General features: G+C 75.1%; 18 protein-coding genes and 1 pseudogene. 10 read left to right on the forward strand and 9 right to left on the reverse strand.

The window, feature by feature from the left end; all coding sequences use genetic code 11:
• From ACIRD3_RS20105 to ACIRD3_RS20120, 4 genes and pseudogenes are all read left to right on the forward strand, one after another.
• A pseudogene (locus ACIRD3_RS20105) lies at positions 1-1,292 on the forward strand (serine hydrolase domain-containing protein); the annotation flags it as partial.
• A gap of 102 nt (positions 1,293-1,394) precedes the next feature.
• On the forward strand, positions 1,395-2,162 hold the full coding sequence (locus ACIRD3_RS20110; RefSeq protein ID WP_402218234.1) for a leucine-rich repeat domain-containing protein: 768 nt from the start codon (positions 1,395-1,397) through the stop codon (positions 2,160-2,162).
• Positions 2,163-2,364: 202 nt separating this feature from the next.
• Complete coding sequence (thrS, locus tag ACIRD3_RS20115; protein ID WP_402218236.1) at positions 2,365-3,687, forward strand: threonine--tRNA ligase; 1,323 nt, start codon at positions 2,365-2,367, stop codon at positions 3,685-3,687.
• A 168-nt stretch (positions 3,688-3,855) separates the two neighbouring features.
• Entirely contained in the window at positions 3,856-4,398 is a 543-nt protein-coding gene (locus tag ACIRD3_RS20120; protein WP_402218239.1) for a hypothetical protein, read from the forward strand.
• A gap of 230 nt (positions 4,399-4,628) precedes the next feature.
• Here ACIRD3_RS20120 and ACIRD3_RS20125 read toward each other — a convergent pair whose 3' ends face one another.
• Positions 4,629-5,039 carry a VOC family protein gene (locus tag ACIRD3_RS20125; protein ID WP_402218241.1) on the reverse strand — a complete coding sequence of 137 codons (411 nt, stop codon included), beginning with the start codon at positions 5,037-5,039 and terminating at the stop codon, positions 4,629-4,631.
• A 100-nt stretch (positions 5,040-5,139) separates the two neighbouring features.
• Here ACIRD3_RS20125 and ACIRD3_RS20130 point away from each other — a divergent pair, with 100 nt between their 5' ends.
• On the forward strand, positions 5,140-5,607 hold the full coding sequence (locus tag ACIRD3_RS20130) for a MarR family winged helix-turn-helix transcriptional regulator (protein ID WP_402218244.1): 468 nt from the start codon (positions 5,140-5,142) through the stop codon (positions 5,605-5,607).
• A 34-nt stretch (positions 5,608-5,641) separates the two neighbouring features.
• Here ACIRD3_RS20130 and ACIRD3_RS20135 read toward each other — a convergent pair whose 3' ends face one another.
• Entirely contained in the window at positions 5,642-6,361 is a 720-nt protein-coding gene (locus ACIRD3_RS20135) for a C40 family peptidase (RefSeq protein WP_402218246.1), read from the reverse strand.
• Positions 6,362-6,532: 171 nt separating this feature from the next.
• Here ACIRD3_RS20135 and ACIRD3_RS20140 point away from each other — a divergent pair, with 171 nt between their 5' ends.
• Positions 6,533-6,976, forward strand: coding sequence for a RidA family protein (locus ACIRD3_RS20140; RefSeq protein WP_402218248.1), 444 nt, complete (start codon positions 6,533-6,535; stop codon positions 6,974-6,976).
• Positions 6,977-6,996: 20 nt separating this feature from the next.
• Here ACIRD3_RS20140 and ACIRD3_RS20145 read toward each other — a convergent pair whose 3' ends face one another.
• Entirely contained in the window at positions 6,997-7,485 is a 489-nt protein-coding gene (locus ACIRD3_RS20145; RefSeq protein ID WP_402218251.1) for an SRPBCC family protein, read from the reverse strand.
• Complete coding sequence (locus ACIRD3_RS20150; protein ID WP_402218253.1) at positions 7,482-7,952, reverse strand: ArsR/SmtB family transcription factor; 471 nt, start codon at positions 7,950-7,952, stop codon at positions 7,482-7,484. The genes ACIRD3_RS20145 and ACIRD3_RS20150 overlap by 4 nt, the downstream gene beginning before the upstream one ends.
• 225 nt (positions 7,953-8,177) lie before the next feature.
• On the opposite strand from ACIRD3_RS20150, the gene ACIRD3_RS20155 reads away from it, so the two are divergent.
• From ACIRD3_RS20155 to ACIRD3_RS20165, 3 genes are all read left to right on the forward strand, one after another.
• The gene (locus ACIRD3_RS20155; protein WP_402218256.1) at positions 8,178-8,720 is read left to right on the forward strand and encodes a hypothetical protein; all 543 of its coding nucleotides are present in this window, start codon (positions 8,178-8,180) and stop codon (positions 8,718-8,720) included.
• An 86-nt stretch (positions 8,721-8,806) separates the two neighbouring features.
• Complete coding sequence (locus ACIRD3_RS20160) at positions 8,807-9,916, forward strand: hypothetical protein (protein ID WP_402218258.1); 1,110 nt, start codon at positions 8,807-8,809, stop codon at positions 9,914-9,916.
• Between the two features lie 63 nt (positions 9,917-9,979).
• On the forward strand, positions 9,980-10,843 hold the full coding sequence (locus ACIRD3_RS20165; protein WP_402218260.1) for a DUF3592 domain-containing protein: 864 nt from the start codon (positions 9,980-9,982) through the stop codon (positions 10,841-10,843).
• Between the two features lie 21 nt (positions 10,844-10,864).
• Here ACIRD3_RS20165 and ACIRD3_RS20170 read toward each other — a convergent pair whose 3' ends face one another.
• A complete protein-coding gene (locus ACIRD3_RS20170; protein WP_402218262.1) occupies positions 10,865-12,124 on the reverse strand; it encodes an MFS transporter in 1,260 nt (419 codons plus the stop codon).
• A gap of 390 nt (positions 12,125-12,514) precedes the next feature.
• Positions 12,515-13,438, reverse strand: coding sequence for an NADP-dependent oxidoreductase (locus ACIRD3_RS20175; RefSeq protein WP_402218264.1), 924 nt, complete (start codon positions 13,436-13,438; stop codon positions 12,515-12,517).
• Between the two features lie 183 nt (positions 13,439-13,621).
• Between ACIRD3_RS20175 and ACIRD3_RS20180 the strand changes: the two genes are divergently transcribed.
• The gene (locus ACIRD3_RS20180; protein ID WP_402218267.1) at positions 13,622-14,710 is read left to right on the forward strand and encodes a GlxA family transcriptional regulator; all 1,089 of its coding nucleotides are present in this window, start codon (positions 13,622-13,624) and stop codon (positions 14,708-14,710) included.
• A gap of 221 nt (positions 14,711-14,931) precedes the next feature.
• Here ACIRD3_RS20180 and ACIRD3_RS20185 read toward each other — a convergent pair whose 3' ends face one another.
• The 3 genes from ACIRD3_RS20185 to ACIRD3_RS20195 form a co-directional block, all read right to left on the reverse strand.
• Positions 14,932-16,278: a VWA-like domain-containing protein gene (locus tag ACIRD3_RS20185; RefSeq protein WP_402218268.1), complete on the reverse strand. Its 1,347-nt coding sequence runs from the start codon at positions 16,276-16,278 to the stop codon at positions 14,932-14,934.
• Complete coding sequence (locus tag ACIRD3_RS20190; RefSeq protein ID WP_402218292.1) at positions 16,275-17,519, reverse strand: AAA family ATPase; 1,245 nt, start codon at positions 17,517-17,519, stop codon at positions 16,275-16,277. Before ACIRD3_RS20190 ends, ACIRD3_RS20185 begins: the two co-directional genes overlap by 4 nt.
• 73 nt (positions 17,520-17,592) lie before the next feature.
• Positions 17,593-18,999: a hypothetical protein gene (locus tag ACIRD3_RS20195; RefSeq protein WP_402218270.1), complete on the reverse strand. Its 1,407-nt coding sequence runs from the start codon at positions 18,997-18,999 to the stop codon at positions 17,593-17,595.
• Between the last annotated feature and the right edge of the window lie 514 nt (positions 19,000-19,513).

Below are 19,513 nucleotides of genomic sequence, written 5' to 3' on the forward strand. Positions count from 1 at the left end.
GGGGGCGCGGGGGGGGGGGGGGGGGGGGGCGGGGGGCCGGGGGGGGTGGGGGGGCCCGGGGGCGGGGGGGGCCCGCCGCCCGGGCCCCCCGGGGGGCCCCCCCCGGCCCCCCCGGCGCGCAGCGGGCCGGCGCGCAGCAGGCGGGAGCGCAGCACGCCGACGGGGAGCAGGCCGGCGGGCCACAGGGCGGTGGCGAGCGGCAGACCGGCGGCCGCCGGGCGGCGGCGCTGCGCGCGGTCACCGGGGCGGGCGCGGTCGCCGCGATCGCCGAGGTCAGGGACCGGCACGGGGCCTGGCGCGGCGGATCGGGCGTGGCGGACCTGGCCACCGGAGCGCCGGTCCGCACCGACGGGCGGTTCCGGGCCGGCAGCATCACCAAGGTGTTCACCGCCACGACCGTGCTCCAGCTGGTGGGGGAGGGCCGGATCGGCCTGGACGACCCGGTCGAGCGATACCTGCCGGGCACGGTCCCCGGCGGCGCACACATCACCGTGCGCCAGTTGCTCAACCACAGCTCCGGCCTCTGGGACCCGACCAACGAGAAGGGCGGGCTCTTCCCCGACCCCACCGACCCGGCGGCGGTCCGGAACTGGCTGGACCAGGGCGGGCTGACCCGGACGATCACCCCGGCGCAGGTGGTCGCCGCCTCGGTGGCCCACGCGCCCGCCTTCCCGCCGGGCACCTCGTGGGGCTACTCCAACGTCAACTACACCCTGCTCGGCATGATCATCGAGCGGGTCACCGGGCACGGCTACGCCCAGGAGATCACCGCGCGCCTGCTGCGCCCGCTCGGCCTGAGCGGGACCTACTTCCCGGGGACGGCCACCGACATCCGCGGCCCGCACGCGCACGGCTACCTCACCCTCGTCGAAGGCCCCGGCCCGGCGGACCGCAGCGACCGGGACGTGACCGTGGCGAGCGTCTCCTGGGCGAACGCGGCGGGCGAACTCGTCTCCACCCTGAGTGACCTGAACCGCTTCGAGCAGGCCCTGACCGGCGGCCGGCTGCTCCCGCCCCAGCTCATGAAGGAGATGACCACGACGATTCCGATCGAGGTCAACGGCCAGCCCACGGGCCTGAGCTACGGGCTGGGACTGGCCCGGTGGCAGCTGTCCTGCGGGGTGGTCTACGGGCACGACGGCGGGGTGGCCGGCTACAACACGCAGCTGTGGAACTCGGGGGAGCGGCAGGTCGCCCTGTCCGTCACCCCCCGCGGCGACGAGACGCAGCTCCAGGCGCAGGCGGTGGCCGGGTACGGCTTCCTGGAGCAGGCCTTCTGCGGCACCCGGTGACACCGCCGGCCGGGGCCCGGCCGCGTCGCCGCCCCGACGGGGTGCCTCACCGGCCCCGCCGGGGCGGGGGCGTCCGGCGCAGGCCTCCGCCGGTAGCGGAGAATGGCCGGCGTGACGGACACGACGCTCAACCTCTGGAAGCGGCAGCTCGGCCGGGTGCCCGACGAGGTGTGGGAGCGCACCGACCTGACGGTGCTCATCCTCGCCGACACCGGGATCTCCGAACTCTCCCCGGCCGTCGGGCGGTTGACCGCGCTGCGCACCCTCGACCTCGGGCACAACGGGCTCACCGAGGTGCCCGCGGAGCTCGGCGATCTCACCGGGCTCGGCGACTTCCTCTACCTGCACGACAACGCACTGACCGCCCTCCCGGACAGCCTCGGCCGGCTGACCGCGCTGCGCTACCTCAACGTCGGCGAGAACCGGCTCACCGAACTCCCCGCCACCATCGGCGAGATGGCCTCCCTGGTCGAGCTCCGGGCGCAGCACAACCGGCTCGCCACGCTGCCCGAGGAGCTCGGGAAGCTCGGTGCGCTGCGCGAACTGTGGCTCCAGGGTAATGAGTTGACCACCCTCCCGGACTCGGTGGCCGGACTCACCGAGCTGCGCGAGTTGGAGCTCAGGGACAACGCCCTCACCGAGATCCCGGCGGCGCTCGCCGGGCTCCCGCGGTTGCGCCGGCTCGACCTGCGCGGCAACCGGATCACCGAACTGCCGCGCTGGCTGACGGAACCGGACGCCTCGCGCGCTCGGCCGGTGGCGCCCGCGCTGCCGGCGCTGGAGAAGCTGGACCTGCGGTGGAACGACGTGCGGCTGTCGGCCGGGGCGTTGGAGGCCCTGGGTGCCCGGGGGTGCGTCGTCCTGCGCTGAGCCTCGATCCGAAAAGGATCTGGGGCCCGGCCGACGACCTGCTACGGTTGATCACATGAAGCGCGCTGCACTCGTCACGACGACGCCGGAGAGAGTCCCGGCGCGCTGACTGCTGACCTAGTCCGAAGCCCCGGGGCGAGTGCCCCGGGGCTTCGTCGTCTCCGGCTCCACTCGCCCGCGGTCCCAGAGTGGAGACCCCCGCATGAACGACCAGCCCGTGAACAACGAGCCCGTGAACAACGAGCCCGTGAACAACGAGCCCGTGAACGACCGCGCCGCGCACGACCACCCCGCTCACGACCACCGCAGGCTCGGCCGCGAGCTCGACCTCTTCGACACCGATCCGCTGATGGGTTCCGGCCTGCCGTACTGGCTGCCCGACGGCGCCGCGATCCGGCACACCCTGGAGGAGTTCATCCGCGGCCGCGAGCGCCGGGCCGGCTACCGCCACGTCTACTCGCCGGTGCTCGGCAAACGCGAGCTGTACGAGATCTCCGGCCACTGGGCGCACTACCGCGAGGACATGTTCCCGCCCATGGAACTGGGCTCGGAGGAGGTGGTGCTGCGGCCCAGCCTCTGTCCGCACCACGCGCTGATCTTCCGCTCACGCTCCCACAGCTACCGGGAACTCCCGCTCCGCATGGCTGAGTTGGGCGGGATGTACCGCTCCGAGCTGTCCGGGGTGCTGGGCGGGCTGACCAGGGTCCGGGCGATCCAGCTGAACGACGCGCACGTGTTCTGCACCCCCGAGCAGGCCGCCGACGAGGCTGTCGCCGCCCTGGAGCTGATCCGCGAGGCGCACCGCGCGCTCGGCGTCGTGCCGGTCCGCTACCGCCTCTCGCTGCCCGGTCCGGGTGGCAAGTACGTGGCGGATCCGGCGCTCTGGCAGCGGGCCACCGCGCTGCTCACCGACGTCCTGGAGCGCTCCGGGGTGCCGTTCGAGGCGGCGGAGGGCGAGGCCGCCTTCTACGGACCCAAGATCGACGTGCAGATCGCCGACGGCGCCGGGCGCGAGTTCACCCTCTCCACCGTCCAGATCGACTTCCACCAGCCCGAGCGGTTCAACCTGCACTACATCGGCCCGGACGGCGCCAAGCACCGCCCGGTGATGGTCCACCGCAGCGTGATCGGCAGCGTCGAGCGCGTGGTGGCCCACCTGATCGAGCTGAACGGCGGCGCGTTCCCGGCCTGGCTCGCACCGGCCCAGGTCGTGCTGCTGCCGATCTCCGACGCCGAACTGCCGCAGGCCGAACGGCTCCGGCAGCGCTGCCTCGACCTCGGACTGCGCGCCGAGGTCGCCGGGCCCGAGCACGGCAGTCTGGGCGCCCGGATCCGGGAAGCCCGGCTGGTGCCGTACCAGGCGGTGATCGGGGCCAAGGAAGCCGTGGACGACCGGGTCGCCCTGCGGCTGAGGGACGGCCGCCGCCTGGAGCCGATGCCGGCCGAGGAGGCGTGGGCGCGGATCGGCGCGCTGGTCGCCGCGTGCAGCGCCGAGCTGTGGGAGGAGGACGGCGCCGAGGGGTGACCGCGGCGGCGGGCGGGCGGGCGGCGGTCGTGCGGCGTACGAATGGCATACGTACGACTAGTGGGGTTGCGCGGTGTGTCGACGGTGCCGGTGCGGCGGTCGACCGTCGAATGGGCGCGGCGGTCGAGTCCCCGGCCGCCGATGTCCCCACCCGTACCGGAGGTACCCATGCGTGTTCCGCGCGGACTCTTCGCCCCCGCCCTCGCGGGCTGTCTCGCTCTCGCGGGCGCCGTCGTCGCAGCCCCGGCCGACGCCGTCCGGCTCCGCCCGTTGCCCGTACCGGACGTCCAGTACTGCGCCGCCGTGGTCGGGCACGTTCCGGGCGCGGACACGGCCTCACCACTGCTCGGCCGGGCCTGCTCGTCGGACTCCCGGGCGGACGCCCTGGCCAAGGCGGACGGCCGCCCCCGCACGGCGCAACAGCCGGCCGACCGGACGCTGCTGCTGGAGGAGTACAAGGACGCGAACTTCGGCGGCGGCGTCATCTACTCCTTCTTCGGGGACGCGGGCGGCTGCGACGCCGCCGGCTACCACCTGGTGAACTACATCGACGTGGCGCTCAGCGTGTCCTCGATGAAGGGCTACCACGGCTGCAACGCCGTCCACCTCTGGTCGACCCTCGACGTGGAGAAGACCACGGACCTGCCGGCCGGGTACCTCGGGGCGAACTTCAACGACGCGGTGCGGGAGCTTCAGGTGTTCCAGCGTTGACGGCCCGGCCCGGCGCGACCCTGCCCCGTCGGCGCGGACTGTGACCACGGCCGCAGCAGCCTCGGGTGACCCCTTGCCGCGCAGCTGATGCGCCGACTCCGTTCTCCCTGCCGTCCGGGCCGTGGCGACGCACACGACCCTGCGGTATCAGCTCAACCTGGAGGGACGAAGGGGGCGGGCCGGACCTGGAAGGCACCTCGTCCGGCCCGTCGGCGCTTTCACCACGGGGGTCAGTAGGACTGCAGCTCGATCAGGTGGCCGTCCGGGTCGCGCAGATGGGCGGTGCGGAGGTCCGGGCCCCAGTCCGGGCGGTCGGTGGCGGGGGCGGCCGGGGTGCCGCCGTGGCGCAGGCAGAGGTCGGGGGCGGCGTCCACGTCGTCGACCCGGAGGACCAGCATCGCGGGGTCCTGTGCGGGGGCGGTGGGGCGGGCGGGCAGCCCGGTGGTGCCGAGGGTGGCGGCCATCGCGGAGCGGGCGAAGAGCACCAGGAGGGCCTGGTCGGCGACGTCCCAGTTGGCGTACGGGCCCTCCGGTGCGCCCTTGACCAGGGCGGCGCCGGTGAGCGGCGGGAGTATCGCCCGGTAGAAGGCGAAGCACTCGGCGAAGCGGGTGACGAGCAGGCGGGGGTACAGGGCGTCCACGGGCGAACTCCTGGGGGCGAGGTCGGCGGGCCGTCGACGGCATCACCGAAGCAATTAGTGGGTCGATACCCACTATAGGGATGGACCCTAGAATGGCGCCATGACCTCCGAGACTCCGCTCGAACTGCCCCCGACCCTGCTGGACCTGAGCACCTACCTGCTCTCCCGGGTCGGCAAGACGGCCCGTGGCCGGCTCGCCGAGCGGCTGGCCGAACGTGGCCTGCGGCTCTGGGACATGGCGGTGCTCGCCTCGCTCGCCGACCTCGGCCCGCAGGCCCAGCGCGACCTGGGGCGTCGACTGGGCATCGACCCGAGCGACCTGGCCAAGGTCGCCGACCAGCTCGCCGCCGCCGGGTACGTCGAGCGCGCCAGGGACCAGGCCGACCGGCGGCGGGTCTCGGTCTCGATCACCGCCGCCGGCCGTGCGCTGCTCGCCGAACTCGACGCGCAGGCACGGGTGGTGCAGGACGAGGTGCTCGCCCCGCTGGACGCGGGGGAGCGGCGGGTGCTGCAGTCGCTGCTGCGGCGGGTCCACGCGGGGCTGGGCGCGCCGCACGGCGGCCTGTAGTGCCCCGGGCGGACCCGCGCGACGAGCTCGGTGATCAGGCGGTGGGCGGCGCGGGGCGGCGGGCGCCGGCGAACTCGCCCGCCCAGCGCGGGACGTCGAGCACGTGCTCCACGCGGGCGACCAGCGTCCCGGTGCGCTCGGCGTGGATCATGGCGCCGTCGCCGACGTGGATCCCGACGTGGTGGAGCGGCGCGTTCGGGCGGGAGAAGAACAGCAGGTCGCCGGGCGCGAGCCGGTCGCGGTCCACCGGGGCGCTGCGGTTGAACTGGGCGACGGTGTAGTGCCCCAGCTCGACCGTGCCGCGGCTGGCCAGGTACCAGCAGTAGAGCGACAGGCCGCTGCAGTCGAAGCCCACCGTCGTCTCGCCCAGGCACACGCCGTCGAGGTAGCCGTTCTCCTCGTCGCAGAACCCGAGGCTCGGCCCGAGGCGGTCGCCGCCGCCCCAGGCGTACGGCACGCCGAGCTGCGCCGTGGCGACGGCGGCGACCCGGCGGCCGAGGGCGACGCTCGGGGGCTCGGGGTCGTCGGTGAGCGGGTGCGGGCGGGTGCCGGTGCGGTCGGCGGAGGGTGTCGCGAGCGCCGCCGGGGCGAGCGCCGGGACGAGGCCCGCTCCGAGGGCGAGGCCGAGCACGCGGCGTCGCCCGACACCGGGGGCCTCGGCACCGGGGGCCCCGGCACCGGGAGCCGCAGCGCCGGCAGCCCGGTCGTGCTCCCGGCCGTGCTCCTGGTGCTGGTCGGACGGTCGGTCGTGCATGGGTGGCTCCCGGGCGGCGGTCGCGGGTGAACGGTGCGGACGGGCACCAGGATTCCGGTCCGGCGGGGGCGGCCGCCATCACCCGCACCGGTGAATCGTGGGCGCACCGGCCTTGGAACTGCGCGGAGTTCACCCGTAAATGGTTTGACGGTCGTTCGGGGGAGGCCAACGATGGGCGCGAACGTTCGGGTGGGACCATCGGAGGACTTCATGGGCAGTGCCGTCAAGCTGGTCCGCAGCACGCGGTTGACACCCGCCGTCGACTACGCCTACGGCGCGGTGGTGGACGCCCCGGCCCGCTCGCTGTGGCTGGCCGGGGCCTGTCCGCTCGACCAGGAGGGCCGGACGGTCGCCGTCGGCGACTACGAGGGCCAGGCCCACCAGGTGATGCGCAACCTGATCGCGGTGCTGGAGGAGTCGGGCGCCGGGATCGCCGACGTCGCCCGGACGACCGTGTACGTGGCCTCCGGCGACCAGGCCGACCTGGTGAAGGTGTGGAACGTCTACCGCGCCTACATGGGGGAGCACGACGCGCCCAGCACGCTGCTCGGCGTCTCGGTGCTCGGGTACGACGAGCAGCTGGTGGAGGTGGAGGCCGTGGCCGTGCTGCCCTGAGGGGTGCGGAGCCGGTGGGCTCAGCCGGCGGCGAGCAGGTCGTCGAGCTTCCGGTAGCCCTCGACCACGCCGTGCTCCATGCCGCTGGCCAGGATGGCATCCCGGGCCGCCAGGCTGTCCACCACCGACAGCACGGTGACGCGGGTGCGGCCCTCCCCGGCGGGTTCGAAGGTCGCGGTGTCCAGCGAGACGCCGTCCGGCACGCCCTCGTACGTGAAGGTCTGGACGAGCCGGGTGGCCGGCCGGACCTCGTGGAAGGACCCGTAGAAGGCGGCGACCTCCTGGCCCTCGCGGTGCATCGAGTAGCGGTAGCGCCCGCCCGTCCGCGGCTCCCAGGCGTCGATCTTCATGTCGAGGTCCTTCGGGCCGAGCCACCGGGCGACCAGCTCGGGCTCGATCCAGGCCCGGAACACCCGCTCCTGCGGGGCGTCGAACTCGCGGACGATCCGGATGGTGGGCAGCTGCGGGTCCGCTTCGATCCGGGTCTCGTGGTTGCTGGTGGAGGTCATGACGGGTCTCCTTCGGTGTGCTCGGGTCGGTCCTCGTGGTGGTGGGTGCGCCGGGCCGGGCCGGGCGGACGCGTCGTCGCGTCCTCGGCCCGGGCTTCGGTCTCGGCCTCGGCGTCGACCTCGGTGCCGGCGTTGGTCTCGGTCTCGGCCAGGTCGGCGAGGAGGGCGTCCAGGCGGCTGAACCGCTCCTCGGCCCGCCGGCGGTACCGCTCGATCCAGTTCGTCATCAAGTCGAACACCTGCGGTTCCAGGTGGCACGGCCGCCGCTGCCCGTCCCGGCTGCGACTCACCAGCCCGGCTTCCTCCAGCACCTTCAGGTGCTTGGAGACGGCCTGCATGGACATCGCATAGGACTCGGCCAGCTCGCCGACGGTCGCGTCCCGCACCGACAGCCGCGCGACGATGTCCCGTCGCGTGGGATCCGCCAGGGCCACGAACGCCCGGGACAACTGGTCGACGGCCACCACGCACCCCTGTTCATCCTCAACCGATTGGTTGAGGACAACGCTACGCCTGCCCCCGGGGTTATTCAACCGATCGGTTGTGAATCCCCCCGACCGGTCGGCGGGCCGCCCCGCGGGTCGCAGCACCAGGCCCTCGGTTCATCGGGATTCGCCTGACCGGCGGCCGCCGGAGGCACTACCCTGCGAACGCACCTTGCTACGTGCTGTAGCCGTACCAGAAGGAGTCCCATGTCATCGCCCTGCGACCCCCGATTTGCCCCCGTCGGCGATGTGAGCGCCGCCCTCATGGTGATCGACTCGCGGCTCAAGGCCGTCTACGACGGCAAGTCCGGGACGGACGCCGAACAGCAGCGGATGATCAGTCAGTTCGCGGCGTCCTTCGGCGCCGACGGGCTCGACGAGCTCCTCGACGGCACCTGCACGCTCATCTACATGTTCATGAACTGGCTGCGCGGGAGTCTGGAGAACCACGACGAGGACATCATCGAGTACACCGTGCCGACGCTGGTGGCGACGATGCGGATGATGCCCAGGACCTTCCGCCCCGAGGTCATCCCCACCATGGCCGGCCTGCTCACCGCGGCCGGCACCGGGCTGAGCCCCAACCTGTGGCGCGCCCAGTACGGGCCGTGGACGGCGGCCGAGATGAACCCGCTGGAGGCCGTCACCGTCCTGCTCGCCGAGCACATCAACCGGCTGTCCGGCAGGGACGACCACACCTTCGCCACCCAGCTGATCGTCGACGCCCTGGCGAAGGTGGGCCAGGACTGATCGCGGGACGGCCGCCTCCGCTGCGGGGCGGCCGCGGTTGCCCGTGGGTCTGTCGTCCGTCCGTCGGTACCGGCACAATCCCCGGTATGACAGTCACCACGGGCGCACCGCCCGCGCGGAGAGCTCCGATGGTCCTGGCTCTGGTCGTCGCCCGGGGGTTCCTGACGGGCGGTGTGATCGGGGCGTCGTCGGCCGCGTTCGTCGTGGGCATCGTCATCGAGCGGGTTCCGCTGATCGTCGCGGGCACCGGTCTGCCCGTGGCCTACGGGCTGCTGTACCTGCTCGCCGGTGCGCCGCGGCGGGTCCGGGAGGCGGCTGCCCCGCCGCGTACGGCCCTCGCGCTGATCGAGGGACTGGAGGCCGCCGAGGTCGAAGTGACCGACGTGCCGGTGCGGTTCGACCTCACCGTCGCACCGCAGGACGCCCCCGCGTACCGGGTCGGGATCACCGCGGACGTGCATGTCGCCGAACTCCCCGACTACCGGCCGGGCGGCGTCCTGGTGGTCCGGTACCCGCCGGACCGGCCGGGGCGGGTGCGGATCGTGAAGCGGCCGACGCCGGAGTGGGAGGAGCGGGCGGCCGGGGCCCGCATCGATTCGGCGCCCGGGCCGGCCGTGCCGGGGGATCCTCCGGAGGGTGGTGCCGTCGGCGTCGTCGGGCTCCTCGGCCTGCTGCTCGGCGCGGCCGCCGTGGTGCTGCTGTTCCGCGCCGACCTGTTCGGCGGGGGCGGCCCCGGGCCGGACTCCGCGCAGCCGTCCGTCTCCACCACCTCGTCCGCCGTGTCGTCCACCGTCCTCACGGCGGGGTCCGGCACGGTCACGCTCGGCCCGGGCCAGTCGATGCTCGAGGTCGGGGAGATGCGCTGGGCCGTCGACTCGGTCACCCAGGGCCGGGACGCGCCCCGGGCGCTCACCCTCACCGCTCAGGACCAGGCGCTGTCGGTCGCCTTCGCGCCCACCGGTGTCGGGGTCCCGCAGTTCGACCCGAGGTCGCTGCCCTTCGAGGCCGTTCCCGCGCTGGTCCGGGAGGCCGGCGCCACCCTGGGGGTCGACGCGCCGCGGTCCTGGCAGCTCACCGCCGACCGCCTCACCGGAGCCCTGGTCATCAGGATCACCGTGACCGGCCCCGGGGGCGCGGCGGCCTCGCTGGAGGCGGACGAGCGGGGCACCGTGGTGCGGCGAAGCCCGGCGCACTGACCCTGCGGCCCGTTCGGATGCGCAGAGGTGACGGTCCGTCAGTCAGCAGGAGGAGGAGAGCGCATGGGCTGGCACGGGTATCTGACGCTGTGGTGCGCGGTGTTCGGCGCGCTGGCGCTGATCGGCTACGGGCGGTCGCTGGCCGGGGTGACCGGGGCCCAGCGGACGGTCCGGGTCCGGGGCCGGATCGAGCAGGTGCGGACGCCCCGGCACGGCGGCTCCCGGCACGGCGGGATATGGGTGGTCGTGTCCTACCGGGACCCGTCCACCGGGCAGGCGGTGACCGTGACGAACGACGGCGACTGCGGCGAGATGATCACCGCCGCGTGGACGGACCGGGAGATCGGGATCCACTACCCGCGCGGCAGGCCGCACGCCCTCCGGTTCACCGGCGACCCGGGCGAGGGCGGCGGCCGGGGGCTCGGCCGGCCGAACGCCGCGGCCTTCCTGGTCTGCCTCGGGCTGGTGGCCCTCGCCGCGATCGACTGGGGCTGGCCGTGGGCGCTGATCGGCGCGGGCGGGCCGTTGGCCGTCCTGACCGCCGGTCAGCTGCCAGGGAACATCCGCGACGTGCGCCGCCGCCGCGAGGAGCTCGCCTCCATGGCCGCCGTCCGGGGCCGGGTCGTCGCGGTCCTGAAGGACGTCGGCACGGACGCGGAGGGCGGTACCTTCACCACCATCACACCGGTCGTGGCCTTCACCACCCACGAGGGCAGGGCCGTCACCGCCCACTGCACATCGGGGCTGCCGGACCCGGCCCGCTCGTACGGCCGCGAGGTCACCATCCACTACCTGCCCGCGGACCCGTCCGTCTTCACCGCGGACCGCGGCGCCGAACACGGCTCCCTGGCCTGGGACGTGCCGGTCAACGTGCTGGTCCTGATCATCACCGCGGCGGCCGCCGCGGTGGGGGTGGCCCTGCTGTGAGAGCCGCGGCGACCCGGTCGGTCAGCGGCTACCGTGGTCGGCCGTTTCGGGCTCAGCCGCCCCGAGCGCGGTCGCCTCCGGTGCGGCTGCCTCGGGTGCGGCTGCCTCGGGTTGGGTCGAAGCCGGCGGGGTGGACCGGCGGCGGTAGCGGTGCTCGGTCGCGGTGCAGGCGGTGAGGGCGGCGGCCGCCGCGGCGGCGGCCGTGACGGCGAAAGGGGCGCCCGGGGTGAAGTGGTCGGCCGCCCATCCGGCGAGGAAGGTGCCCGCCGACTGGGCCAGGATCAGCGCGCTGACCAGTGCGGCCATCGCCTCGCCGAGGCGGGCGGCGGGCACGGTGCGCTCCACCAGGCCGAACATCGTGAGGAACTGCGGTGCGACGAAGACCCCGAGGAGGCCGACGGCCGCGGCGAGCGTGACGACGCTGCCGCCCGCGAAGGACAGCAGGCAGGACGCGGCGAAGAGCAGCGCCGCGCTCGTCCGCAGCCGCGGCGGCAGACCCCAGCGGACGGGCAGCGAGGCGGTGGCGACGCCCGCCAGGGCGCTGGTGCATCCCATGAAGCCGTACAGCAGCCCGGCGGTGCCCGGTCGGCCCAGTGCCTCGGTGGTGGCGGTGACGCCGACCTGGACCGAGCCGAAGCAGGCGCCCAACAGGGCCATCCCGGCCAGCAGCAGGACGTACGGCGGGCTCAGCAGGCGCTCGGCGGAGCGGGTCCGGGGGTGGTCGGGCGCCGGGACGCCCGGAACGGCCGTGGGATGCAGGGCGAAGAGGGTGGCGCAGACCCCGGACAGCACGGCCGCGGTGAGCAGGCCCGCGGCGGGGGAGGCGGCACCGGCCAGCACACCGACGAGGGCCGGGCCGGCGGTGAAGGAGACCTCGTCGACGATCCCGTCCAGCGCCAGCACCGCGGCGGTCAACTCGCCCTCGCCCTCGGCCAGTCGGACCCACCGGCTGCGGGACAGCGGGCCGACCAGTGGGACCGACAGCCCGGTCAGCGCGGCCGAGGCGACCTGCCAGCCCAGCGCGAGCCCGCCCTCGGACGCGGCGACCAGGGCGACCAGGGCCGCCGCGTTGACCAGGGCTGCGACCAGTCCCACCGTCCGCTGCCCGCGCCGGTCGGCGAGCCGCCCGACGACCGGCCCGCCGATCGCCTGGCCACCCGCCAGCGCCCCGGCGACCAGCGAACCGGCCCACACGCTACCGGTGTTGTGGCTGACCAGCAGCAACGTGCCGATCGGACTCATCGCGTTGGGCAGCCGACCGAGCAGTGACCACAGCAGCACCCGGCCGCCCGTCAGTCGCCTCGCCCTACGGAAGTTCCCCGACACCGACACGGTGCACGCCCCCACGGAGCCGGTTCGGGCGCCCGCCTCCCGCAACCGGCCCGGCCAGGTGACAGCGACCCGCGGGTGACCCCCCGACCGTAGGGGCGGTGGCGCGGCCCGGGTAATCGTCGGATCCTCCGGCGGCGCCGGGCTGGGGGGAGCGGGCGGTGGGAGGACTGACCAACCGTCACGGCGCCGGGACGACCGTGCCGGCGCGGGAACGACCGCACCTGCGCGGGAACGACCGCACCTGCGCGGGAACGACCGCACCTGCGCGGGAACGACCGTGCCTGCGCGGGAACGACCGTCGGCAGGCGGGCCCGTCCGCCCGCCTCCGGAGCCCCCGGGTCAGGCGACCGTGAGGACGATCTTGCCGGTGGTGCGGCCCTGCTCGCCCAGTTCGTGCGCCTCGGCGGCCTGCGACAGCGGCAGGACGGTCTCGACCACGGGCTTCAGGGCGCCGCGCTCGACCAGGGCGGCGATCTCGCGCAGGCCCAGGTGGTCGGGCTCGACCAGGACCCACAGGGTCCGCACGTCCTCCGGGGCGGTGGGCACGTCGCCCGGCCCGGGCAGGGTGATCAGCCGGCCGCCGGGGCGGAGCACCTTCAGCGAGCGCTCCGCCGTCTCGCCGCCGAGCCCGTCCAGCACGACGTCGACGTCGGCGACGGCGTCCTCGAAGCGGACGGCCCGGTAGTCGATCACCTCGTCGGCGCCGAGCTCGCGGACCAGGTCGTGCTTGCCGGCGCTGGCGGTGCCGATGACGTACGCGCCGCGGGCCTTGGCGATCTGCACCGCGAAGTGGCCGACCCCGCCGGCCGCCGCGTGCACCAGCACCCGCTCCCCGGGGCGGACGTCCGCGGTGTCCACCAGGGCCTGCCAGGCGGTCAGCGCGGCCAGCGGCAGCGCCGCGGCCTCGACGTGGGTCAGGGCCGCCGGCTTGGGGGCGAAGTGGCGGGCCGGTGCCACCACGTACTCGGCGTAGCCGCCCGCCTGGCGCGGGAACAGCGGCATCCCGTAGACCTCGTCGCCCGGCCGGAACACCCCCACGCCCGGCCCGACGGCCTCGACCGTGCCGGAGACGTCCCAGCCGACCGTCGGTGCCTCGCCCCACTCGATCAGGGCGCCGCTGGCCCTGGTCTTCCAGTCCACCGGGTTCACACCGGCGGCGTGCACCCGCACCAGGACCTCGTTCAGTCCCGGCTCGGGGCGGTCGACCTCGCGCTCGACCAGGTTCTCGGGTCCGCCCCACTGCTCCACGACCACCGCTCGCATGCCGTCCGACCTCGTCCTTCGTTCCGTTTCGGTTCCGTGCGCCGCCGGGGCCCCCGGCGGCGCAGTCCACGATCCGGCATCCCGGTCCGTCGCGGTGTTGGCCGTCCGGCCACTATGTGACAGGATCTGGCCATGGGAATGGCGCAGACGCGGACGGCTCCGAAGACACGGGTGAAGACGCGGGTGAAGCGGACGCCGGGCGGGGCGGGCGGGCGTCCCCGGCGGCACCTGATCGCCGTGCTGGCGCTGCCCGGCGTCCCGCCCTTCGAGCTCGGGATCCCCTCCCGGGTCTTCGGCAGCGCACTGGACACCGAGGGCCGCCCGCTCTACGAGGTCGTCGTCTGCACCGCCGACGGCGCCCCCGTCCTCAGCGACGCCGGCTTCACCGTGCAGCCGGCCGCCGGTCCCGAGGCGCTGGCCTCGGCGGACACCGTGATCATCCCGCCCACCCACGCCATGCCCGAGCTGGGCCACGGCGGACCGCTGCCCCGCGAGGTCGGCGCCGCCATCGCGGGCATCCGGTCCGGCACCCGCCTGGTGTCCATCTGCTCGGGTTCCTATGTGCTCGCCGCGGCCGGGCTGCTCGACGGCCGGCCGGCCACCACGCACTGGAACCTGGCCCCGGAGTTCCGCCGGGCCTACCCGGCGGTCAAGGTCGACGAGGAGGTCCTGTTCGTCGACGACGGCGACGTGCTCACCTCCGCCGGGGTGGCCGCAGGCGTCGACCTGTGCCTGCACATGATCCGCCGCGACCACGGCGCCGCGGTCGCCAACCGGGCCGCCCGCATGTGCGTCGTGCCGCCCTGGCGCGACGGCGGGCAGGCCCAGTTCATCGACCGCCCCGTCCCCGAGCCCACGGCCGCCAGCACCACCGCCACCCGCGCCTGGGCCCTGGAACACCTCGGCGAGCCGCTGACCCTCGCCCGGCTCGCCGAGCACGCCCGGATGAGCCTGCGCTCCTTCACCCGGCGCTTCCGCGACGAGGCCGGCATGACCCCGGTGCAGTGGCTCACCGCGCAACGCCTGGAAATGGCCAAGCAGTTGCTGGAGACCACCGACCTGCCGATCGACCTGGTCGCCCACCGGGCCGGCTTGGGCTCCGGCAACTCGCTGCGCTCGCACATGCGGACGGCCTTCGGCGTCTCCCCGGCCGCCTACCGCCGCACCTTCAGCCCCCACGAGCCCGTCGACGCGCCTGCTTCCGGACCCGCCGCCGGCGTTGGCGTTGGCGTCGGCGCGGCCGCGCGAGCGACGGCAGGTGAGCCCGGGTGATCGCCCCGGTGGCAGGGGCGGGAGACCCTGCGGGTCAGCCGAGCCGACCGTCCGGCGCCGAGGGCTCGTCGGCCTCGCCCGCGTCGCCCGGCTCCGCCGCCGCGGCGGACGTCGGGCCCTGATCCCCGCCGCGCCCTCCTCCGTCGGGCCCTGGCCCCCGTCGTGCCCTGACCTCCGTCGGACCCCGGCCCCGCCGCGCCCTGGCCGCGTGCGGGGTGCGGTCACCCGATGGTGACCACCCGGGCCCACTCCGGCGGGGTGTCCGGGCAGTAGTCCGGATCGTCCTCGTCGTACTCGGCCGGGCGCGGGAAGAGACCGACGACCGTACGGCACGGCGGGGCGGCGGACGGCCACGGGGTCTGGCCGTCGGTCAGGACCACGATGACGTCCGGCCGGGGCGCGGACCGCAGGGCGGCCCGGAAGCCGGTGCGCAGGTCCGTGCCGCCGCCGCCGAGCAGCGGGATGCCGGCGGTCGCGCAGAGCGAGTGGACGGCCGGGGCGGCCGCGTCGCAGGGGACCACCCGGACCTGGTCCCGGTGACCGCCGACCGCGCGGGCGATCGCCGCGACCTCCAGCAGCGCGCTGCCCAGCTCGTCGTCCGAGACCGAGGCGGAGGTGTCGATGATCACCGAGACCCGGGGCGGCCGCCGCCGCAGGCTCGGCAGCAGCGCGCCCGGCACCCCGGCTGAGCGGCGGGCCGGACGACCGTAGCTGTAGTCCTCGCCCGCACCCGGTCCGGAGACCGCCGAGCGCACCGCCGAGCCCAGCAACTGCCGCCACGGCTGGGGAGGGTGGAACGCCTCCTCGGCCCAGCGCTGCCAGCGCGCCGGGGCGCTGCCGGGGCGGCCCCGGATCCCCTCGGCGACCCGGAAGCGGACGGCGTCGCGCTCCTGCGCGCTCAGGCCGCGGGCGCCGTCGGGGCCCAGCTCCCAAGGGCGGTCCGTGCCGTCCGCCCCGCTGCCGCAGTCCAGCCAAGCCGCGTTCAGGTCGTACGCCTGGATCCGGTAGTCCCGCAGGTACTCCTCCATCAGCAGGCCCTCCGGCAGCTGCAGCCGACCGGGCAGGAGGGCCCCGGCCGGGCGGGGCAGCCCGTCGCCGAACGCGTCGTCGTTGATCTCGCAGTCGGCGGCGACGTTGGTCCGCCACTGCGCGAGCGGGCCCTCCAGGCCGAGTTCGCGGGCGATCCGGGCGCTGCGCCCGTGGTGGTCGCGCAGCAGGTGCGAGACCTCGTGCACCCAGACCCCGGCGAGGTCCTCCACCGGCGTGTGGTCGACGAAGACCGGCGAGGCGTAGCAGCGCCAGTAGCGGTCCACGGACATGGTCGGCACCTCCCGGGACTCCACCAGGTGGAGCGCGAACAGGGCGGTCGCCAGGTACGGCCGGGCCCGCGCGGCCTGCAGCCGGGCGGCGTAGAGCTTCTCGACGTCCAGCTTCCGGTCCTCCTGGAGGGCAGGACGCCGGAGGGGCGGCCTCGGGGCGGCGGGCTTCGGGACAGCAGGCCTCGGGGCGGCGGGCTTCGGAGTGGGGGGCGTCGGGGTGGGGGGCTTCGGGGTCGGGGTGGTGCTCATCGGCCCGCCTTCTCCGTGACCCGGGCGGCCGCGCGCTCGGCGCGGCGGGAGAGCGCCAGGGCCGGGGCGAGCCGTTCGATCGACTCGGGGACGTCCCAGTCCTGCCGGCGCAGCGAGGCCAGCGTGGTGGCCGGGACGACCAGCAGGTCCGGGGCGCCGTCCTCCAGCGCCCGGGCCAGCAGCGCCCAGGCCGCGTCCCAGCGCTGACGGTCCGGGCGCCGGCGCACCGCCGCGACCACGCCGTCCAGCACCGCCTGGCGCAGGTCCCCGCGTTCGGGGAGCTCCGCGCCCGCCGGGTCGGCGAGCAGGTCCTCCGGATCGGGCAGGTCCATCCGGTCCATGCTCGCCATCAGCTCCAGCCCCGGGCCGTCCCCCACGGTGCCGCGCACCAGCAGCGACAGCACCTCCCGCGCGGAGCCGGCGGCGGTCGCGAAGGCCACCAGCCGCAGCGTCATGTCCCAGCTGCGCGGGGACGGCCAGGCGCCGCCGCGCCGGGTCTCGGTGGTGGGCAGCCGGTGCACCAGGTCGGGGCGGGCGGTCAGCAGCCCGCACACCGCGCGCCGGGCGAACGCGACGGCCTCCGGCAGCGCCCGCTGGTCCAGCCGGGGCAGCGAAGCCACCGGCCAGACACCGCCGAGGCCGCGCACCACCACTTCGTGGTCGTGCACCCACTGCAGATGGACGAAGCGGTTGGCCAGCGGCGGGCTCAGCTCCCAGCCGTCGGCCGCCGAGGCGCGCGGGTTGGCGGCGGCCACGATCCGTACGTCGGGCGGCAGGCGGAGGGTGCCGATGCGGCGCTCCAGGACCAGCCGGAGCAGGGCGGCCTGGACGGCGGGCGGCGCCGTGGACAGCTCGTCCAGGAACAGCAGCCCGCGCCCGGCCCGTACCAGCCGGACCGCCCAGTCCGGCGGGGCCATCGGGACGCCCTGCTGCGCCGGGTCGTCGCCGACGATCGGCAGCCCGGAGAAGTCCGAGGGCTCGTGGACACTGGCGATCACCGTGGTCAGCGGCAGGTCCAGCGCCTCGGCGAGCTGGTTGAGCGCGGCGGTCTTGCCGATGCCGGGCTCGCCCCAGAGCAGGACGGGCAGGTCGGCGGCGACGGCCAGGGTGAGGGCCTCCAGCTGGGTGTCGGCGCGGGGTTCGGTGGTGGTGTCGCCGAGCAGGTCGAGCAGGTGGCGGGCGACGTCCAGTCGGGCGAGCTCGGAGCGGCCGGCTTCGGGCGAGTGCGTGGGTCCGGTCATGGCTGTGGGCATGCGTGATCACCTCAAGTGGTCAGGAGTGAAGGGAAGGTGAGAAAGGCCGGTCGGGCAGGCGTCAGCGGAAGGTGGCGTGGCGCGGGCGGGCCGTGCTCGGGCGTCGGAACGTCTGCCGCCGGTGCTCGGGCGGGCCGAGGCGGAACGGGAACGCGCAGGGCCCCTCGGTGGTCAGGCCCGCCCGGTAGCGGCCGTAGGCGATCCGCCGTTGCGCGGCCGCCAGGAACGCGTCCCGCAGCGGACCGTCGCGCAGCACCGCCTCCGGGCCGAGCAGGTCCTCGACCACGGCCAGCGCCCCGGTGGCGTCGCCGTGCACCAACCGCTCGCGGATGCCGTCCAGTTGGTGCGGACCGCGGTGTGCCCGGTCGACCGCCTGGAGGCAGGGCAGCGGCGTGCCCGAGAACGCGGAGAGCAGCTCCTCGCGGCGCAGCTCGGCCGGGTCGTGGTCGAGCGGGGCGAGCGCCCCGTCGACCAGGCCGATCCGGTGCCAGGCCCCTCGGCAGTCCACCAGTCGCTCGGCCCCGGTCGTGTCCGGCCGGTCCGTCCGGCGCGGGTGGCCGGGTGCCAACGCGGCGGCCACCAGCGGGTGCAGGCGCTCCGGCTCGATCGCGCCGTTGCGCAGCAGATCCAGGTCGGGCGGCACCCAGGTCGCGGCGTCGGGCAGCAGGGGCAGCGCCGAGGCGTCGCAGGAGGCGTCGGCCGGGCATCCGTCCGGACCGAGGACCAGACGATGCCGACCTTCGAGCCGTACGGTGACCGGCCCGTCGGGGTGCCCGTCGGCCCGCAGCAGCAGCGCGGCCTCCGCAGCCCACCGGTCGACGGCGCGGAGCCGGAGCGCGTCGCCGAAGTCCCCGTCGGACACGCCGTTCGGCGCGTGCCCGCCGGCCCGGTCGGCCAGTTCCCCGCTGCGCCCGGCGTCCCAGAGGTGCCGGTGCAGGTCGTAGCGGAACCGGCGGCTCGGGTGCGGATGCGGGTGCGGCGAGCGGCCGTCGCCGCGCTCGTCCCCGTACCTGTTCCCGTACCGGTGGGTGATCCGGGGGCCGTCCCCGGGCCGGTTCCCGGCCCAGAGCGCCAGGGCGATCCGCTGGCCGTACTCCGCCCACGCGGGCGGCGTGCGGACCACCAGGGACACCGGCCGCTCGCCCGGGTAGCGGGCCAGGGGCATGGTGAGCCCGGGGCGCAGCAGCCCGTCGGGCGCGGTCCGCGGCAGGTGCCAGCGCAGCAAGTCCGGTGCCAGGCGTCGGAGATCGGCGCGCAGGCGGTCCGCGAGCTCCCGGCCGTGGGTGCGCGCGACGTCCCCGAGGCGGAAGTCGACCTCGACGTTGGCGGCCGCGCAGGCCCCGGCCCAGTCCCCGGCCAGACGGCGGGCGGTGGCGGCTTCGATCATGGAGGGCGGCACGGCGTACTCGCGTACGCGCCGCCAGAAGGAGAGGCGGGAGTCGTTCCCGTTCGCGGCGGAAGTGAGCATCAGCACTCACTCTTCGCGGACGGGACCCCCAATCTGAGAGCAGCGTGAGTGGTCATCGTCGGGGAGCATAGCGCCCGCGCCCGGTCGCCGCCACACCGTTTCGGCGCGGCGCCCGCCTCCCGCCGCCGGGTGCTCAAGGGGCGCTGGAAGACGGGTCAAGACGGGTGGTTCGTGGCGGCTTGGGTGTGTTCTGGTGGTGGACGGAGGAGGCGCGGCCCCGGATCTCCGGGGTCGGACAGGGCAGCGCGAGGGGGCCTCGGGGGCTCTCCCCGGGGCGTAGACGCTCGCGCATGGAGCTGAGTGCGGAGGCTATGGTTCGCCGGCTCGGAGTGGCATTGACTGGTGGACACGAGGACGGACGCGAAGGGGCCGCTGACCCCGGGCTCGTCCGACCGATCCGACTGGTTTCTACTCCGAGCGAGGGTGATCGTGATGGCTGGTGTGGTGGATCTGGCGACGGATGCCGGTGTCGTGCTGGTGGTCGGTGGGACGGGTAAGACGGGTCGGCGGGTGG

Source organism: Kitasatospora sp. NPDC093550, from assembly GCF_044764985.1.
GTDB lineage: Bacteria > Actinomycetota > Actinomycetes > Streptomycetales > Streptomycetaceae > Kitasatospora.

Excerpts from the sequence above, each read along its gene's own strand:
- ACIRD3_RS20110 (WP_402218234.1), top strand. The coding sequence starts at position 1,395 with ATGGCCGGCGTGACGGACACGACGCTCAACCTCTGGAAGCGGCAGCTC.
- thrS (WP_402218236.1), top strand. The coding sequence starts at position 2,365 with ATGAACGACCAGCCCGTGAACAACGAGCCCGTGAACAACGAGCCCGTG.
- ACIRD3_RS20120 (WP_402218239.1), top strand. The coding sequence starts at position 3,856 with ATGCGTGTTCCGCGCGGACTCTTCGCCCCCGCCCTCGCGGGCTGTCTC.
- ACIRD3_RS20130 (WP_402218244.1), top strand. The coding sequence starts at position 5,140 with ATGACCTCCGAGACTCCGCTCGAACTGCCCCCGACCCTGCTGGACCTG.
- ACIRD3_RS20135 (WP_402218246.1), bottom strand. The coding sequence starts at position 6,361 with ATGCACGACCGACCGTCCGACCAGCACCAGGAGCACGGCCGGGAGCAC.
- ACIRD3_RS20140 (WP_402218248.1), top strand. The coding sequence starts at position 6,533 with ATGGGCGCGAACGTTCGGGTGGGACCATCGGAGGACTTCATGGGCAGT.
- ACIRD3_RS20145 (WP_402218251.1), bottom strand. The coding sequence starts at position 7,485 with ATGACCTCCACCAGCAACCACGAGACCCGGATCGAAGCGGACCCGCAG.
- ACIRD3_RS20155 (WP_402218256.1), top strand. The coding sequence starts at position 8,178 with ATGTCATCGCCCTGCGACCCCCGATTTGCCCCCGTCGGCGATGTGAGC.
- ACIRD3_RS20160 (WP_402218258.1), top strand. The coding sequence starts at position 8,807 with ATGACAGTCACCACGGGCGCACCGCCCGCGCGGAGAGCTCCGATGGTC.
- ACIRD3_RS20165 (WP_402218260.1), top strand. The coding sequence starts at position 9,980 with ATGGGCTGGCACGGGTATCTGACGCTGTGGTGCGCGGTGTTCGGCGCG.
- ACIRD3_RS20175 (WP_402218264.1), bottom strand. The coding sequence starts at position 13,438 with ATGCGAGCGGTGGTCGTGGAGCAGTGGGGCGGACCCGAGAACCTGGTC.
- ACIRD3_RS20185 (WP_402218268.1), bottom strand. The coding sequence starts at position 16,278 with ATGAGCACCACCCCGACCCCGAAGCCCCCCACCCCGACGCCCCCCACT.
- ACIRD3_RS20190 (WP_402218292.1), bottom strand. The coding sequence starts at position 17,519 with ATGACCGGACCCACGCACTCGCCCGAAGCCGGCCGCTCCGAGCTCGCC.
- ACIRD3_RS20195 (WP_402218270.1), bottom strand. The coding sequence starts at position 18,999 with ATGCTCACTTCCGCCGCGAACGGGAACGACTCCCGCCTCTCCTTCTGG.